The sequence below is a fragment of the Geodermatophilus maliterrae genome (assembly GCF_041018925.1).
GTDB lineage: Bacteria > Actinomycetota > Actinomycetes > Mycobacteriales > Geodermatophilaceae > Geodermatophilus > Geodermatophilus maliterrae.
The window spans coordinates 14,226-29,766 of sequence record NZ_JBFNXQ010000040.1 but is presented as its reverse complement, the minus strand read 5'-3'; the positions used below and the strand labels follow the sequence as shown (position 1 = coordinate 29,766).

The following is a 15,541-nucleotide window of genomic DNA, read 5'->3' as shown; positions in this document are numbered from 1 at the left end:
TACGCGCGGCCCAGCGCGACGTCACCCGGAGGTGTGACAGTGGGGACGTGACCACGCTCCACCCGGTCCGGCCGGCTGCTCCCCCATCCGGCCAGGAGGGTGCACCAGGGGGTGCTCCGGGCCCGGGGGCCGCGTCCGCCGCTGCGGCGGTGCACGGGTCGGCCGCCGCGCACGGGTCCGGGCAGAGCGGCACGGGCCCGGGCTCGGTCCCGCCCGGCGCGGACCTGCTCGACGGACTGCTCGCCGGGACCCCGGACGACGAGCACCCGGTCACCCACGTCCACCGCCTCGCCGCGCGGGGGAGCCGCACGCTGCCGTGGCCGGAGTGGGTCGACCCCGGCCTCCGGCAGCGGCTGGAGGAAGCGGGGGTCCGGGAGCCGTGGCGGCACCAGGTCGAGGCCGCCCGGCTGGCGCACGAGGGCAGCTCCGTGGTGGTGGCGACCGGGACGGCGTCGGGCAAGTCGCTGGCCTACCAGCTGCCCGCGCTGACCCGGCTGGCCGAGGACCCCCGGGCCTGCGTGCTCTACCTCGCCCCGACCAAGGCCCTGGCCCGCGACCAGCTGGCCTCGGTCGCCGCGCTCGCCGACCCCTCGGTGCGGCCGGCCGCCTACGACGGCGACACCCCCGCCGAGGAGCGCGACTGGGTCCGCCGGCACTCGCGGTGGATCGTCACCAACCCGGACATGCTGCACCGCGGCGTGCTGCCGGCCCACCAGCGGTGGTCGTCGACCCTGCGCCGGCTGGCCTACGTCGTGGTGGACGAGTGCCACGCCTACCGCGGGGTGTTCGGCTCGCACGTCGGGCACGTGCTGCGCCGGCTGCGCCGCATCTGCCGCCGCTACGGGGCCGACCCGGTGTTCGTGCTCGCCTCGGCGACCGTGGCCGAGCCCGCCGCGGCCGCCACCCGCCTCGTCGGGGCCCCGGTCGTGGCCGTCACCGACGACGGCTCGCCCCGGCCCGGCGCCACCTTCGCCCTGTGGGAGCCGCCGCTGACCGAGCGGACCGGCGAGCACGGCGCACCGCTGCGCCGGTCCGCGGCCGCCGACTCCGCCGGGCTGCTGGCCGACCTCGTGGAGCGCGGCGCGCGGACGCTGGCCTTCGTCCGGTCGCGCCGCAGTGCCGAGTCGGTGGCCGAGCAGGCGCGCCGGCTGCTGGCCGAGCGGGGCCGCGACGACCTGGCCCGCCGCGTCGACTCCTACCGCGGCGGCTACCTCCCGGAGGAGCGCCGGGAGCTCGAGCGGAGCCTGTCGGCCGGCGAGCTGCTCGGGGTGGCCACCACCAACGCCCTCGAGCTCGGCATCGACATCGCCGGCCTGGACGCCGTCGTGCTGGCCGGCTACCCGGGGACGCTGGCCTCCCTGTGGCAGCAGGCCGGCCGGGCCGGCCGCGCCTCGCGGGAGTCCCTGGTCGTCTTCGTCGCCCGCGACGACCCGCTGGACCACTACCTGGCCCACCACCCGCGGGCGGTCTTCGGCCGTCCGGTCGAGGCGACGGTGACCGACCCGGCCAACCCCTACGTCCTCGGGCCCCAGCTGTGCTGCGCGGCGGCCGAGCTGCCGCTCACGCCCGACGACCTGCCCGACTTCGGCGGTGCCGTGGCCGAGGCGCGACTCGACGAGCTGGTCGCCGCGGGCGTGCTCCGCCGCCGGCCGGCCGGCTGGTACTGGGCCGGACGGGGACGCCCCGGCGTCGACATCCGCGGCAGCGGCGGCGAGCCGGTGGCGATCATCGAGGGCGCCACCGGCCGGCTGCTGGGCGCCGTCGACGGCGGCGCGGCGCACGCGACCGTGCACACCGGCGCGCTCTACGTGCACCGCGGCCAGACCTTCGTCGTCGACGAGCTCGACCTCGACGACGCGTGCGCCGTGGTGCACGCCGAGACGCCGGAGTGGACCACGGTCGCCCGCGACGTCACCGACCTCGGCATCGTCGCCACGGACCGCACCCGGCGCCTGGGCACGGTCACCGCGCACACCGGGGTCGTGGACGTCACCAACCAGGTCGTGGCCTACCAGCGGCGCCGGGCCGGCACCGGCGAGGTGCTGGCCGAGTTCCCGCTGGACCTGCCACCGCGCCAGCTGCGCACCCGTGCCGTCTGGCTGACCCTCGACGCGCGGGCGGTCGCCCGCGCCGACGTCGACGACCTCGCGCTGCCGGGGTCGCTGCACGCCGCCGAGCACGCGGCGATCGGCATCCTGCCGCTGCTGGCCACCTGCGACCGGTGGGACCTCGGCGGGCTGTCGACCGCGCTGCACCCCGACACCGGCACCGCGACGGTGTTCGTCCACGACGGGCACCCCGGTGGCGCCGGCTTCGCCGAGCGGGGGTTCGCGGCGCTGCGGCGGTGGCTGACGGCGACGCGGGCCACCGTGGCCAGCTGCGAGTGCGACAGCGGCTGTCCGTCCTGCGTGCAGTCGCCCAAGTGCGGCAACGGCAACGAGCCGCTGGACAAGGCCGGCGCCGTCCGCGTGCTCGACGTCGTGCTCGACGAGCTGGCCGCCGCGGAGGCCGCCGGCGAGGACGGCACGGACGACGCGGACACCGAGGGGCGCGACGAGGAGCTCGAGGCCGACGAGGAACCGCACGGCCCGGTCGCCCGCGCGGCGGCCGGCCCGGCCGCCGGCCGGGACGTCGAGCGGCCCGTGGACGACATCGTCTTCTGACGCCGCTGCACTCCTGACGCCGCGCCAGGTCCACCGCGGCCCCGTGGACGGCCGCGCTGCCCGTGGACGGCGCGGGACCCGGTGTCGCTCCTTCCGCTTCAGATGCGTCCGGCCGCTGCCGATCCACCTGTGAGGTGGCGCGGCCGCACCACCGGCGCGTGCGGGAGGAGGGTGCGTGGCGCACGGCACCGATCGCCCGGAGGGCCGGCCGCTGGCCCTCGCCGGCTACGCCGCCGCCCTCACCGCGGCCGCGGTCGCCTTCGGCCTCGACCCCACCCTCGGCGTCCTCGCCGGCGCGCTGAACGTCGTCTTCGGGGTCTACTTCTGCCGGCACCTGGCCTTCGCCGTCGCCGCCGCCCGCTGGGCCGAGCGCGACCTGCTCGCCGCCGACGTGGGCCTGGACACCTACACCCCGCCGGTCGCGGTCCTCGTCGGGTGCAAGAACGAGGAGCTCGTCGTCGACGGGATGGTCGCGGCGCTGCTGGCGCTGGACTACCCGCCCGACCGGCTCACCCTGGTCGTCGTCGACGACGGCTCCGAGGACGCCACCGGCGCCAAGCTCGACGCCTGGGCCGCGCGGGAGCCGCGGCTGCGCGTGCTGCACCGGCCCCCGGGCTCCGGCGGCGGGAAGTCCGGCGCCCTCAACGACGCGCTGGACCTGGTCGAGGCCGAGGTCGTGCTCGTCTTCGACGCCGACCACGAGCCCGAGCCCTCGGCCCTGCGCCGCCTGGTGCGGCACTTCCGGGACCCCGTCGTCGGCGCCGTCATGGGCCGGTGCGTGATCCGCAACGGCCGGGACTCGCGCATGGCCGGCACGGTCTTCGTCGACTACCTGTCCGGCTACCTGGTCAACGAGTACGGCCGCCAGGCCCTGTTCGAGCTGCCCGCCTACGGCGGGGCCAACTGCGCCGTCCGCATGTCCACGCTGCGCGCGCTCGGGGGGTGGAACCCCGAGACGGTCACCGAGGACACCGACCTCACGCTGCGCGTCCTCGTGGCCGGGCAGCGGGTGCGCTACGACGTCTCGGCGATCGACTTCGAGGAGGCGGTGGTCAGCGCGCAGCGCTTCTGGAAGCAGCGCTACCGCTGGGCCCGTGGCCACCAGAAGTGCCTGCGCGACTACTGGGGGCCCCTGATGCGCACCCCCCACCTCTCGCCGCTGGAGAAGGTGGAGACGTCGCTGTTCCTCGCCGTCTACCACGTGCCGATGCTCAGCGGCGTGGGCCTGCTGCTCACCGTCCTGCGGGCGTTCGGCGTCGGCGACCTGCCGGTGATCGGGCTCCTGCCCCTCTCCATGCTGCTGTTCATCGGCCCCCTGGCGGAGCTGTGCGTCGGCCTGCTGGTCGGCCGGGTGGAGCGGCGGTCGGCCTGGCGGCTGCTCGGCTTCCTGCCCGCCTTCGCGCTGTCCATCTGGATCACCTCCCGCGCCTACGTCGACGGCATGCTCGGCCGGCCCTACAGCTGGGTGAAGACGACGCGGTCCGGCGCCACCTCGACGGTGGACGCCGCCGTCCCGCCGGCGATCCCGCTCGACGACACGGGCTCCGCCGCCGCGGCCGTCCACGGGACGCGGCCGCGCTCGTTCGCCGCGGCCGCACGGCCCGGACAGCCCGGGGGCGGACGGTGACCGCCGGCGGTCCGGCACTCCCGCCGGTCCGGCGCAGCGCGTGGCGAGCGGCGAACCGGCGGCTCCTGCCGGTCGCGCTGGACCTGGTGCTCACCGCGGCGATCTGCCTGCTCGGCTTCCGGTACCTCGCCCGGCCCCTGCAGGTGCTGGAGGCGGCCGCCCTCGCCCGGGTCCTGGAGTGGATCGCGCCGGAGCGGGCCTCCGGCGTCGTGCCCACGCACGTCCTGCTGTTCCGCGACGACGGCGAGATCATCGACGCGGTCGTCACGCTGTCCTGCTCCTCCGTGCTGTCGGTGCTGGGGCTCGTCGCGCTGACCGCCGTGGTCCTGCGCAGCCGCGGACTGCACGCGGTGGCGGGCCTGCTCGTCGCCGTCGCCGCCCTGCTGGTCCTCAACCACGGACGGCTGCTGGTCTCCGCCCTCGCCGGCCTGTGGTGGGGAGAGGGCGCCCTGGTGGGGTTCCACGACTGGGTCGGCACCCTGTGGAACCTGGTCGCGACGCTCGGCGGCTTCCTGCTGATGGTGTGGATCGCCCTCCCGGCCCTCGACCGGGCGGAGCAGGACGTCGAGGGCCGGCACACCGCGCGCCGCCCCGACAGCTGGGCCCGACCCGGACTGGGCTACCGCGCGCCGGAGGACGACGTCCGGCGCGGGCGCCGACGGCAGGCCACGGTCACCGGGCTCCTGCACCGCTACGTCTACCCGCGCCGGCTCTCCGGGTGGCTGGCCGCCCGCCGCGAGGCCCGGCGCATCGACTACCGGCTGGGGCACCTGCCCGCGCACCAGCGGGTGCAGCGCATCCGCGAGCTGGTCGCGGACGGGCTGGGCGCGCACGCCGCGTCGCTGGTGGCGGTGGCCACCTACGAGGAGGACCCCGTCGTCCTCGACTCCCTCGCCGAGGCCGTGGCCGCACGCCAGTGGGAACCGGTCACCGGCGACCGCGTGGCCGCCCTGCGGCTGTGGGCCCGGGGGTGGCTGATGGCCCGGGGACCGCAGCACGGTCCCCCCGACCCGGCGCCGGTCTCCCCCGCCGGGACGCGGCGCACGGTGCCCGTCTGCCGGATCGCCGTCCCACCGGTCGCGGCCGGACCGCCGGCCGGGTCCCCGCCGGCGCCCCGGCGACGGCGGTCGGACCCCCTCGCTCCCCCGCACCCCGCCACCTTCGCCCGCCCACCCGTCCCGCCCCACCTCCCGGAGGCTCCCCGGTGACCTCGACCCTGCCGGCCCGGCCGGCCCGTCCGACCCCGACCGGGGACCGGCAGCACCCGGCACCGGGCGGGCCGGCGGTGCTCGTCACCGGTGCCGGCGGCCCGGCCGGGGTCGCCGTGGTCCGCCGCCTGGTGGCCCTGGGCCACCGGGTCGTCGGGGTGGACGCCGACCCGACGGCGGCCGGCTCGGCGCTGGCCACCGCCGGCGCCACCGTCCCGCGCGCCGACCACGCCCGCTTCGTCGACGCCCTGGTGGCCGTGGCGACGGCGCACGGGGCCGACGCCCTCATCGGGACCGTGGCCGAGGAGCTGCCGGCGCTCGCCGCGGGTGCCACGCAGCTGGCCCGGGCCGGCGTGGCGACGTGGCTGCCCGACCCGACCGCCGTGGCCCTGTGCTGCGACAAGGCCGCGTTCGCGCGCACCGTGCGGGCGGCCGGCGTGCCGCACCCCGCCACCACGGACACCGGGGCCGGCCTGGTGCAGGTCCCGGGACCGTGGGTGGTGAAGCCGCGGGCGGGCCGGGGCAGCCGGGGCGTGCGGTCGCTGGACACCCGCTCGGCCGTGGTCGAGGCCCTGCGGGAGGACCCGTCGCTCATCGCGCAGACGCGGCTGGGCGGCCGGGAGTTCACGGCCGACGCCCTGGTGGCCCGCGACGGCCGGCTGCTCACGGTGGTCCCGCGGTGGAGGGACGACACCCGGGCGGGCATCTCGGTGAAGGGCAGCACCTTCGACTCGCCGGTGGTGACCGACGTGGTCGCCGGCGCACTCGAGGCCGTGCGGCTCACCGGCCCGGCCAACGTGCAGGGGTTCGTGGCCGACGACGGCCGGGCCACCGTCGTCGAGGTCAACCCGCGCTTCTCCGGTGGGCTGCCGCTGACGCTGGCGGCCGGCGCGGACGTCGTCGGCACGTACCTGACCGGCATCCGCGACCCCGGGGCGGACCTCCCGCAGCTCTGGTTCACACCCGGCGTCCGGATGAGCCGGTACCTCGCCGAGACCTACAGCGCCGACGACGGCAGCCCGGTGCCGGACCCCTGCGAGACCGCGCAGGTGCGGGCATGACCCGCGCCCGGCGCGTCCTGGTGCCCTTCGGCACCCGGCCGGAGGTGGTCAAGCTCGCCCCCGTGGTGTCCGCGCTGACCGCCGCGGGGCACGCCGTCGACGTCGTCGACACCGGGCAGCACACCGACCCGGCGCTGTCCACGCGGCTGCAGGAGGCGCTGGGACTCGCGCCCGGCTGCCGGTTCACGCTGCCGACGGGCGACCCGGCCGCCCGGCTCGGGGCCCTGCACGGCGACGCGGCGCGGGCGGTGACGCGTCTGCGGCCCGACGTCGTCCTGGCCCTCGGCGACACGAACACCGTCCCCGCGTACGCCCTGGCCGCCCGCGGCGCCGGGATCCCCTTCGCGCACCTGGAGGCGGGCCTGCGCAGCCTCAACCCGCGCAGTGTCGAGGAGGTCAACCGGCGGGTGGCCGCGGCGGTCGCCGCGCTGCACCTGGCCCCCACCCGCCGGGCCGCGGCCTTCCTCGCGGCCGAGGGGGTCCCCGCCGAGCGGGTGTTCGTCGTCGGCAACCCGGTGGTCGACACCCTGGTGTCCCGCGGCGTCCGCCCGGTGCCCGTGGCCGAGCGGACCGGGGTCCTCGTCACCGCCCACCGGCCCACCAACGTCGACGACCCGGTGCGCCTCAAGCGCCTGGTCGGGGTCGTGCGGGCCCTGGCCGACCACGTCGGGCCGGTGACCTTCCCGGTCCACCCGCGCACGGCGGCGCGGCTGGCGGCCACCGGTCTGGACGCCGAGGTGGCGCACCCCGACGTCACCCTCACCGGCCCCGTCGAGTACGACGCCCTCCTGGGCGCACTGGCCTCGGCCCGCCTCACGGTGACCGACTCCGGCGGGATCCAGGAGGAGGCGGCCTTCCTCGGTGTCCCCGCCGTCGTCCTGCGCGGGTCCACGCCCCGGTGGGAGGGCGTCGAGGCCGGGACCACCACCCTGGCGAGCCTGGCCGATGACGCCGCGGCCGACGCCGTCCTCGCCGCCGCCGCCCGGCACACCTCCGCCGAGGGCCAGGCCCGCGCCGCCGCGCTCCCCTGCCCCTACGGCGACGGGACGACCGGCCGGCAGGTGGCCGCCCTGCTCGCCGACGAGGCGACCGACGCGCTGCTCGCCCTCGACGAGCCGGACTTCTCCGACGGGCGGCTGCCCTGGTGAGCGCCGGGCCGGTGCCCCCGTGGGAGGGGCCACCACCGCTGGGTGTGGTGGTCGACCTGGACGACACGCTCTACCCGCAGGCCTCCTACCTGGCCGGCGCCGCCGAAGCCGTCGGCGCCGCCGCCGCGGCGGCCGGGCTCGACGGCGCCCGCGTGCACGCCGCCCTCCTGCGCGAGCTCGCCGCCGGGTCCGACACCGGGGGCACCATCGACCGCGCGCTGCTGGCCGCCGGGGTGCCCGCCGGTGAGGTGCGGGTGCGGGTCCCCGCCCTGGTGACGGCGTTCACCGCCCACGCGCCCGACGTCCTCGCGCCCTACCCGGGGGTCGTCGAGGCCCTCACCGCCCTCGCGGGGGCCACCGCCGTCGGGTGCCTGACCGACGGCGACCCGGCGATCCAGGCGGCCAAGGTCGCCGCGACCGGGCTCGGCCCGCTGTTCCGCAGCGTCCTGGTCACCGACACGCTCGGCGGCCGGGCCGCGCGGAAGCCCGCTCCCGGCGGGCTGCTCGAGCTGGCCGGCCGGCTCGGGGTCCCCGCCGACCGGCTGCTGGTCATCGGGGACCGTCCGGGCAAGGACGTCGCCGTCGCGGCGGCGGTGGGCGCCCGGGCGATCCGGGTCCGGCAGGGCGAGTACGCCGCCGCGCCGGACCGGCCGGCCGCGTGGGCCGTCACCCACTCCTTCCCCGCCGCCGCCGACCTGGCCCTCGCGGTGCTGCGCGGCGCCGGTGCGCCCCTGACCGTCGCGGGGTGGTCCCCCCCGGGCGGGTGATCCCGGGGCCGCACGCCTCCACCCGCCGTCCCCGCCGGCCGATGGCCCTCTGGTGGGCGGTCGTGCGCCCGGTCAGGAGGGGGTTCGACCATGGCAGGCAACACGCGACGTCGGCGGCCGTCGCGCGGGACGCGCCTCGCGGTGACGGCGGCAGCGGGTGCCCTCGTGGTGCTCGGTACACCGGGGGCGGGGATGGCCGCCGGCGGACCGATGAAGCCGCTGGTGACGTGTGTCATCCCGGCACGGGACGGCTCCTGGACGGCGGTCTTCGGCTACGAGAACCCCACTCCCCTGACCTGGACCGAGGCCAGGGGCTTCGACAACGTCCTGACCCCCGGTCGCTTCGACGGCCTGCAGGTCACGACGTTCGCACCGGGCACCCACCAGGGCGCCTTCTCCGTCCAGGTCCCGGCGTCCTACGCGAGCATCGAGTGGCAGGTCCACAGCCGGCACGCCACCGCCTCGCGGAACGGCAGCACCTCCTGCCCCTCCTCGACCGAGCTGCCGGCCGACGGCAACGGCCTGGGCACGCCGATGGTCCTGGTCGCCGCCGGTGTCGTCGGGGCGGCGTCGATGGCCGTCTCCCGACGCCGGCGCCTGCGGCCGGACACCGCCGCCGACGGGGGCCCGCCGTCGACCTGACGTCGCGCGCGAGCCGGACCCCCCGACGGCCGGTCCTCCCCCGGAAGGAGGAGGCCCGGCCGTCGTGCTGCACGCGGGCGCCGGATCGGCCGATGAGGAGGTGTCGGGCGGGGAGGCCGCCTCGAGTCGTGGAGGACACCGGCCATGGACGGCGGACGGACGGGGAGCACGGGACGCAGCGTCCTGGCCATCGGAGCGCACCCCGACGACATCGAGCTCGGCTGCGGCGGCGCCCTGCTGGCCCACGCCGCGGCGGGTGACACGGTGACGGTGCTCGTCGTCACCGGCGGGGAGAACGGCCCCGGTGACGACCTGCACGTCGCCGGCCGCCGCGCCGAGCAGGAGCGGGCGGCCGAGCTGCTGGGCGCCCGGCTGGTGTGGGGCGGCCTGCACGACTGCGAGGTCGCGGCCGACTCCTCCACGGTCCGCCTGATCGAGCAGGTGCTGGAGTCGACCCGGGCCGACCTCGTCTACGTGCACGCGCCGGACGACAGCCACCAGGACCACCGGGCGGTCGCGAGCGCCACCCTCGCCGCGGCACGGCGGCTGCCCCGCGTCCTGCACTACCAGAGCCCGTCGACCCTGACCTTCACCCCGACCGTCTACGTCGACGTCACGGCCTACGTGACCGGCAAGCTCGCCGCGCTCGCCGCGCACGCCTCCCAGGTCGAGATGTCGGCGATGGTCGAGCCCGACGCGGTCGTGGCCTCGGCCCGCCACTGGGGAGCGCAGGCCCGCATCGGCTACGCGGAGGCGTTCCAGCCCACCCGGATGGTGCTCGACCTCGCGCCCGCGCCCGCCTCCTTCGCCGCCCCCGAGGCGGTGCCCGCCGCGTGGTCGCTCACGCCGTCCGCCGGCACCCGCACCGGCTGACCCGGCCGACCGGACGCCCCGGCGGGAGCGCCTCAGCGGCGGAGCGCCTGGCTCTCCCGGTACGAGCGGTCGCGCACGGCGCGGAGGAGCGCGACCGGCCGGAGGTCGTCGGCGCCCAGGGTCGGCAGGAACCGGAGGGTCTCCGCCTGCGCGTCGGGCACCGCCGGGCCCAGCGTCAGCCGCCCCCACCGCGCCCAGCCGCCGGTGAGCGACGCGGCGAGCAGCTCCCAGCTCGTGCCCGTCCCCTCGCCGCGCGCCCCCAGCAGGACGACCCGGCCGCTGCCGGTCCGGTAGGGCAGCACGGAGGAGAACGTCCGGCCGAGCGGCTCCGGCAGGAACAGGTGGCGCAGGCCGGGCGGGCCCCCCGAGGTGTTGACCAGCACGTCCAGCGGCCCGCCGTCCCTGCCCAGCCCCCCGAACCGGATGGCGAGCCCGACGACGTCGGGCAGCGGCTCCGGCAGCCCGGCTCCGCGCGAGACGCGGACCACGACGTCGTGGCTGCCTGCCTCGTCGAGGACCCGGGCGCCCCAGCTGCCCCCGCCGTCGACCACGACGGTCCCGGTGGACGCGTGCCCCCGGGGGTGGAAGACGCGTGCGCCGCGCAGCGCCGTGCCCAGGGCGAGCGCGGACGCCGTGACGGCACGGGGCAGGGAGAGCAGGTCCATGCCGTCCGGCTACCCGACCGGGCGCCCGGTGACCCCTCGCGGCCCGACGTCGGGGATGCGGACCGGCGCGCGGCTGACAGACTGGCCGGCGACCGCGCAGCCGGCGGTCGCCGGGGACCCGCGCCGCGGGGCCGACGCAGGAGGTGGCGTGGCCGACGACTCGAGCCGGCCCGGCGTCGCGGTCGTCACCGGCGCCGCCAGCGGCCTCGGCGCGGCGGTCGCCGGGGCGCTGACCGCCGCCGGCTGGCGGGTCGCCGGGATCGACCTGCGGCCCAGCGCGGCGACCGCGCTGGGCGTCGAGGTGGACGTGACCGACGCGGCCGCGGTCGAGGCGGCCGTCGACCGGGTGGAGCGCGAGCTCGGTCCCGTCGGTGCGCTGGTCACCGCGGCCGGCGTGTACGAGATGCTCCCCGTCGAGGAGATCGACGACCTCCGCTGGCACCGGATGATGGCGGTCAACCTCTCCGGCACCGCCAACGCCTGCGCCGCCGTCGTCCCCCGGATGGTGTCCCGCGGTGAGGGCGGCGTCGTCACCGTCTCCTCGGACCTGGGGGTCGGCGGCAGCCAGGGCGACGTCCACTACGCCGCGAGCAAGGGCGCGATCGTCGGGTTCACCCGGGCGCTGGCCGCCGAGGTCGGCGGCACGGGCGTCGCCGTCAACACCGTCGCGCCCGGGGCGGCGGACACGCCCATGCTCGAGGACACCTCACCCTGGCGGTCGGCCGACTTCCTGGCCACGCTGCCGGTCCAGCGGCTGATCCGTCCCGACGAGATCGCCGCCGCCGCGCTGTTCCTGCTCGAGGCGGGGACGGCGCTCTCCGGCCAGGTCCTCTCACCGAACGCGGGAGCGACCATCTGATGGCCGACCGCACGGCCCTCGTCCGGTGCGACGACGCCGCGGTCGCCGATGCCGTCGTCGCGCGGCTGACCGCCGACGGCCTGCGCGTCACCGCCGTCGGGCCCGCGGCCGACCCGGACGGCGCCGTCGCCGGTGCCGTCGGGGACGGCGCGCTGCACGCCCTCGTCTGCGCGGTGGGACGGCCCTCGCCCGGGCCCTTCCCCGGCAGCGACCCCGCGCGCTGGTACGCCGACGTGATGGCCTGCCTCACGCCCGCCTTCCGGCTGGCCCGGGCGGCCGCGCCGGCGCTGCGCCGGTCCGGCGCCGGTCGGCTGGTCTTCCTCGGCAGCGGGTGGACGACGGCCGACCGCCCGCAGACCACGGCCGACGCGGCGGTGCAGGGGGCGCTGGTCGCGCTGACCAAGACCCTCGCCCGCGACCTCGGCCCGGACGCCGTCACGGTCAACGAGGTCGTCACCGACCCCGGCGCACCGCCGTCCCCCGCGGTGGTGGCCGCCGCGGTGTCCTATCTCTGCGGCGACGCGGCCGGCTCGGTCGTCGGGCAGCTGCTCACCCTGGGCCGCGGCGGGCCGCTGCGGCCCTGAGGTGCTCAGCGCCCCAGCCGGAACGCCACCGCCCGCACCGGGGCGCCGTCGGCGCCGGCCAGCCGCAGCGGCAGCACGCTGACCACCGGGTCCTCGGCCGGCACCGCCCCCAGGTCCCGCAGGTTCTCGACGATCACACCGCCGGCGCCGAGGACCTCGAGGTGGGCGGCGAACCCGTCAGCGGGTGCGCCACCGACCACGGTCTCGTCGAGGCTGAGCGCGTCGAGCCCGACGGTCCGGACGCCGGCGGCCACGACACGGGCGGCGGCGTCCCCGGTCAGGTACGGGTGGTCGAAGTAGGCGTCGGTCCCCCAGTGCTCGTCCCACCCGGTGCGCAGCAGCAGGATCCGGCCGGGGCCGAGCCGGGCGGCGCAGGGCGCCAGGTCCGTCCACTCGATCCGGCCGTGCGGCGGCTTCCCGCGGACGTCGGCGACGACGGCCGGCCCGAGGAAGTACTCGAGCGGGAGCTCGTCGATGCGGGCGCCGTCCTCGAGGAAGTGGTACGGCGCGTCGACGTGCGTGCCGGTCTGCGAGCCCATCCGCACGTGCAGGACGTTGTAGCCGTCGGCCCCGACGGTGGCCGCGGGGCTGAAGCGGGCCACCGGGTCGCCCGGGTACACGGGGGTGTCGTCGTCCAGGGGGTGCGAGAGGTCGACCACCTCGCGGACGGACGGGGCAGGACCGGTCACCGGGGCTCCTCGGGGTCGGCGGTCACAGGGCGGGCGTGAGGACCCACAGGACCTCACAGGTCGTCGTCGACGGGTTGAGCCAGGTGTGCGGCGTCGCGCCGGGCATCGTGAGCGCGTCGCCCTCGTCCAGGTCGACCACCTCGCCCGGGAGCAGCAGTCGCAGCCGGCCGCGGAGCACGTGGACGAACTCGGCGTCGCAGGCGAGGGAGTAGAGCTCGTCGCCGCCTCCGCCGCCGGGCTCGACGACCGACCGGATGACCTGCAGCTCGCGCCGTGCGCCCGCGGTCAGCAGGACCTCGCGCACGCCCTGACCCCCGAAGTCGATCGGCGGGGCCTCCGCCGCGCGCACCAGCGCGGTCGCGGGCGACTCGAAGAGCCGGCCGACGGCGATGCCGAGCACGCCGCACAGGGTCACGAGCGTGGCGACCGACGGCGAGACCTCGTCGCGCTCCAGGCGGCTGAGGAAGCCCTTGGTCAGCCCGGCCTGCTCGGCGACGGCCGTGAGCGTGCGCCCTGCGGCCTGCCGGGCGGCCCGGAGCCGGGCGCCGACGCGGGCGTCCGCCGGGTCGTGGGGCCTCGGGGGCCGCCGGACCTCGCCCGCCACGGCGCCCCCCCCCTCGTCGTCGATCGTCCCCCGCATCTCAGCATGCCGGGTGGATTCTGGGAAACGATCGTTGTCCCACAGGCAACCCGGCTCTACCCTCTGCGCACTGCGGTGGCGCGTCCACCGCCTCAGCGGGAGGTGCACGTGAGTGGAGCAGAGGTCGCCGAGCAGCGGCGGCCACGGGTCACCGAGGTGGAGCAGCACGGGATCGACACGATCCCGGACGCGGAACGGACGTCGGGTCCCTTCGACCTGTTCCGGATCCAGTTCGGCGGGGCGAACACCTTCGCCACGGTCATCCTCGGCACCTTCCCGGTGCTGCTGGGCCTGGACCTGGTGCAGGCCGTGGCCGCGACCGTCGTCGGCGTGGTCGTCGGAGCGCTGATCCTCATGCCCATGGGCCTGTTCGGCCCGCGGACCGGCACGAACAACGCGGTCTCCTCCGGCGCGCACTTCGGCGTCCGCGGCCGCGTCCTGGGGTCGTTCCTCTCCCTGCTGACGGCGATCTCGTTCTACTCGATCTCGGTGTGGGTGAGCGGGGACGCCCTCGTCGGCGCCGCCACCCGGCTCTTCGGGACCGGCGACTCCGACCTGCTCCGCGGGGTGATCTACGCCGTCCTCGGCGCCCTGGTGATCGTGGTCGTCATCTACGGCTACCAGCTGATGCTGCTGGTCAACAAGGTCGTGGTGCTGGCCAACACGACGCTGATGCTGCTCGGGCTGGTCGCGTACGCCACGCTGTTCGACTTCGGATACGACCCGGGCCCGGAGGCCTACGCGCTCGGCGGCTTCTGGCCGACGTTCGTGCTGTCCGCGCTGATCGTCATGGGCAACCCGGTCAGCTTCGGGGCCTTCCTCGGCGACTGGTCGCGCTACATCCCGGCCGACACCCGCCCGTCGCGGCTGATGGGGGCGACCTTCCTCGGCCAGCTGGCCACGCTGGTGCCGTTCCTCTTCGGCGTCGGGACGGCGACCCTCGTCGCCGGCGAGGTCGACTACGTCTTCGCGCTGATCCAGATCTCGCCGCTCTGGTACGCCGTCCTGCTCATGGTCGTGGCGTTCCTCGGCGGCATGTCGACCGGCGTGACCTCCCTGTACGGGACGGGCCTGGACTTCTCCTCGGTCTTCCCCCGCCTCAACCGGGTGCAGGCGTCGCTGGTCATCGGGACGCTGGCCTTCGCCTTCATCCTGGTGGGCCGGCTGGTGTTCGACCTGCTGGCCAGCGTCAACGCCTTCATCGGCGCGATCGTCATCTGCACGACGCCCTGGATGATCATCATGATGATCGGCTACTGGGTGCGCCGCGGGTACTACTCGCCCGAGGACGTGCAGGTCTTCAACCAGGGCCGGGTCGGCGGGCGCTACTGGTTCAGCGGCGGGGTGAACTGGCGCGGGATGGCCGCGTGGGTCCCCTCGGCGATCGTGGGTCTGCTGTTCGCCAACTACCCGCCGCTGATCGTGGGCCCCTTCACCGACGCGGCCGGCGGGGTGGACATCAGCCTGCCCATGTCCCTCGGTCTCGCGACGGTCGTCTACCTGGCGCTGCTGTTCGCCTTCCCCGAGCCCCGGTACGTCTTCGGACCGGCCGGCCCGCGGCTGGTCCCGGCGAAGGAGGCCACGGTGACGCCGGTGACCGACGACCCGCGCGCCTCCGTGCACCGCGCCGGGCGCCGCCCGCAGCCGGTCGCCGGGGAGCCGGTCGCCGGCGAGCCGGTCGCCGGGGAGCCGGTCGACCGGTGAGCCGGCACACCGACGTCGCCGCCGAGGTGCGGCAGGCGTCCGCCGTCCTCGTGGCGGCCTTCGGCCGCAACGACCTGGAGGAGTACCTCGGCTGCTTCCGCGAGGACGCCACCTTCCTGTTCCACGGCACCGACCGGCTGCTGACCTCCCGCGAGGAGTACCGGCAGGAGTGGGCCTCCTGGGTGCGGGAGGACGACTTCCGGGTGCTGGGCTGCGAGACCTCCGGCACGCACGTCCAGGTCCTCGGGGACACCGCCGTGCTGACCCACGCGGTGCACACCACGGTGTCCACCCGGGCGGGGCGGGAGGAGCTGCGGGAGCGCGAGACGATCGTCTTCTCCCGTGACCCGTCCGGTCGGTGGCTGGCCGTCCACGAGCACCTCTCGCCCGCCCCCGGGGCGGCCGGGTAGC

15 protein-coding genes are annotated in these 15,541 nt (G+C 77.0%); 12 read left to right on the top strand and 3 right to left on the bottom strand.

All coding sequences use genetic code 11. The features are described 5' to 3' along the window. The first annotated feature begins 149 nt into the window (after positions 1–149). From ABQ292_RS13800 to ABQ292_RS13765, 8 genes are all read left to right on the top strand, one after another. Positions 150–2,663, top strand: a complete 2,514-nt coding sequence (locus tag ABQ292_RS13800; protein WP_369207265.1) for a DEAD/DEAH box helicase — start codon at positions 150–152, stop codon at positions 2,661–2,663. 175 nt (positions 2,664–2,838) lie between these two features. Further along, positions 2,839–4,290 (top strand): glycosyltransferase family 2 protein, encoded by a 1,452-nt coding sequence (locus ABQ292_RS13795; protein ID WP_369207263.1) that lies wholly within the window; start codon positions 2,839–2,841, stop codon positions 4,288–4,290. Next, the gene (locus ABQ292_RS13790; protein WP_369207261.1) at positions 4,287–5,498 is read left to right on the top strand and encodes an exosortase/archaeosortase family protein; all 1,212 of its coding nucleotides are present in this window, start codon (positions 4,287–4,289) and stop codon (positions 5,496–5,498) included. The genes ABQ292_RS13795 and ABQ292_RS13790 overlap by 4 nt, the downstream gene beginning before the upstream one ends. Next, entirely contained in the window at positions 5,495–6,559 is a 1,065-nt protein-coding gene (locus ABQ292_RS13785) for an ATP-grasp domain-containing protein (RefSeq protein ID WP_369207259.1), read from the top strand. Before ABQ292_RS13790 ends, ABQ292_RS13785 begins: the two co-directional genes overlap by 4 nt. Beyond that, positions 6,556–7,707, top strand: coding sequence for a non-hydrolyzing UDP-N-acetylglucosamine 2-epimerase (gene wecB, locus ABQ292_RS13780; RefSeq protein WP_369207257.1), 1,152 nt, complete (start codon positions 6,556–6,558; stop codon positions 7,705–7,707). The genes ABQ292_RS13785 and wecB overlap by 4 nt, the downstream gene beginning before the upstream one ends. Beyond that, positions 7,704–8,474 (top strand): HAD family hydrolase, encoded by a 771-nt coding sequence (locus ABQ292_RS13775; protein WP_369207255.1) that lies wholly within the window; start codon positions 7,704–7,706, stop codon positions 8,472–8,474. The genes wecB and ABQ292_RS13775 overlap by 4 nt, the downstream gene beginning before the upstream one ends. A 90-nt stretch (positions 8,475–8,564) precedes the next feature. After that, positions 8,565–9,116, top strand: a complete 552-nt coding sequence (locus ABQ292_RS13770; RefSeq protein WP_369207253.1) for a hypothetical protein — start codon at positions 8,565–8,567, stop codon at positions 9,114–9,116. A gap of 144 nt (positions 9,117–9,260) precedes the next feature. Next, positions 9,261–9,989: a PIG-L deacetylase family protein gene (locus ABQ292_RS13765; RefSeq protein ID WP_369207251.1), complete on the top strand. Its 729-nt coding sequence runs from the start codon at positions 9,261–9,263 to the stop codon at positions 9,987–9,989. A gap of 32 nt (positions 9,990–10,021) precedes the next feature. On the opposite strand, the gene ABQ292_RS13760 is transcribed toward ABQ292_RS13765, so the two are convergent. Beyond that, positions 10,022–10,654, bottom strand: a complete 633-nt coding sequence (locus ABQ292_RS13760) for a hypothetical protein (RefSeq protein ID WP_369207249.1) — start codon at positions 10,652–10,654, stop codon at positions 10,022–10,024. Between the two features lie 148 nt (positions 10,655–10,802). Between ABQ292_RS13760 and ABQ292_RS13755 the strand changes: the two genes are divergently transcribed. Continuing rightward, positions 10,803–11,513, top strand: a complete 711-nt coding sequence (locus ABQ292_RS13755; RefSeq protein ID WP_369207247.1) for an SDR family NAD(P)-dependent oxidoreductase — start codon at positions 10,803–10,805, stop codon at positions 11,511–11,513. After that, complete coding sequence (locus ABQ292_RS13750) at positions 11,513–12,097, top strand: SDR family oxidoreductase (protein ID WP_369207245.1); 585 nt, start codon at positions 11,513–11,515, stop codon at positions 12,095–12,097. Before ABQ292_RS13755 ends, ABQ292_RS13750 begins: the two co-directional genes overlap by 1 nt. A 5-nt stretch (positions 12,098–12,102) precedes the next feature. Here the strand turns inward: ABQ292_RS13750 and ABQ292_RS13745 are convergent, their stop codons facing one another. Both ABQ292_RS13745 and ABQ292_RS13740 read right to left on the bottom strand, forming a co-directional pair. Continuing rightward, complete coding sequence (locus ABQ292_RS13745; protein ID WP_369207243.1) at positions 12,103–12,786, bottom strand: cyclase family protein; 684 nt, start codon at positions 12,784–12,786, stop codon at positions 12,103–12,105. 22 nt (positions 12,787–12,808) lie between these two features. Then, complete coding sequence (locus ABQ292_RS13740; RefSeq protein WP_369207241.1) at positions 12,809–13,390, bottom strand: cupin domain-containing protein; 582 nt, start codon at positions 13,388–13,390, stop codon at positions 12,809–12,811. A 144-nt stretch (positions 13,391–13,534) separates the two neighbouring features. Between ABQ292_RS13740 and ABQ292_RS13735 the strand changes: the two genes are divergently transcribed. Together ABQ292_RS13735 and ABQ292_RS13730 are read left to right on the top strand one after the other, a co-directional pair. Further along, a complete protein-coding gene (locus ABQ292_RS13735; protein ID WP_369207239.1) occupies positions 13,535–15,130 on the top strand; it encodes a purine-cytosine permease family protein in 1,596 nt (531 codons plus the stop codon). After that, the gene (locus ABQ292_RS13730; RefSeq protein WP_369207237.1) at positions 15,127–15,540 is read left to right on the top strand and encodes a YybH family protein; all 414 of its coding nucleotides are present in this window, start codon (positions 15,127–15,129) and stop codon (positions 15,538–15,540) included. Before ABQ292_RS13735 ends, ABQ292_RS13730 begins: the two co-directional genes overlap by 4 nt. Position 15,541: the final 1 nt, after the last annotated feature.

Excerpts from the sequence above, each read along its gene's own strand:
- ABQ292_RS13765 (WP_369207251.1), top strand. The coding sequence starts at position 9,261 with ATGGACGGCGGACGGACGGGGAGCACGGGACGCAGCGTCCTGGCCATC.
- ABQ292_RS13750 (WP_369207245.1), top strand. The coding sequence starts at position 11,513 with ATGGCCGACCGCACGGCCCTCGTCCGGTGCGACGACGCCGCGGTCGCC.
- ABQ292_RS13770 (WP_369207253.1), top strand. The coding sequence starts at position 8,565 with ATGGCAGGCAACACGCGACGTCGGCGGCCGTCGCGCGGGACGCGCCTC.
- ABQ292_RS13760 (WP_369207249.1), bottom strand. The coding sequence starts at position 10,654 with ATGGACCTGCTCTCCCTGCCCCGTGCCGTCACGGCGTCCGCGCTCGCC.
- wecB (WP_369207257.1), top strand. The coding sequence starts at position 6,556 with ATGACCCGCGCCCGGCGCGTCCTGGTGCCCTTCGGCACCCGGCCGGAG.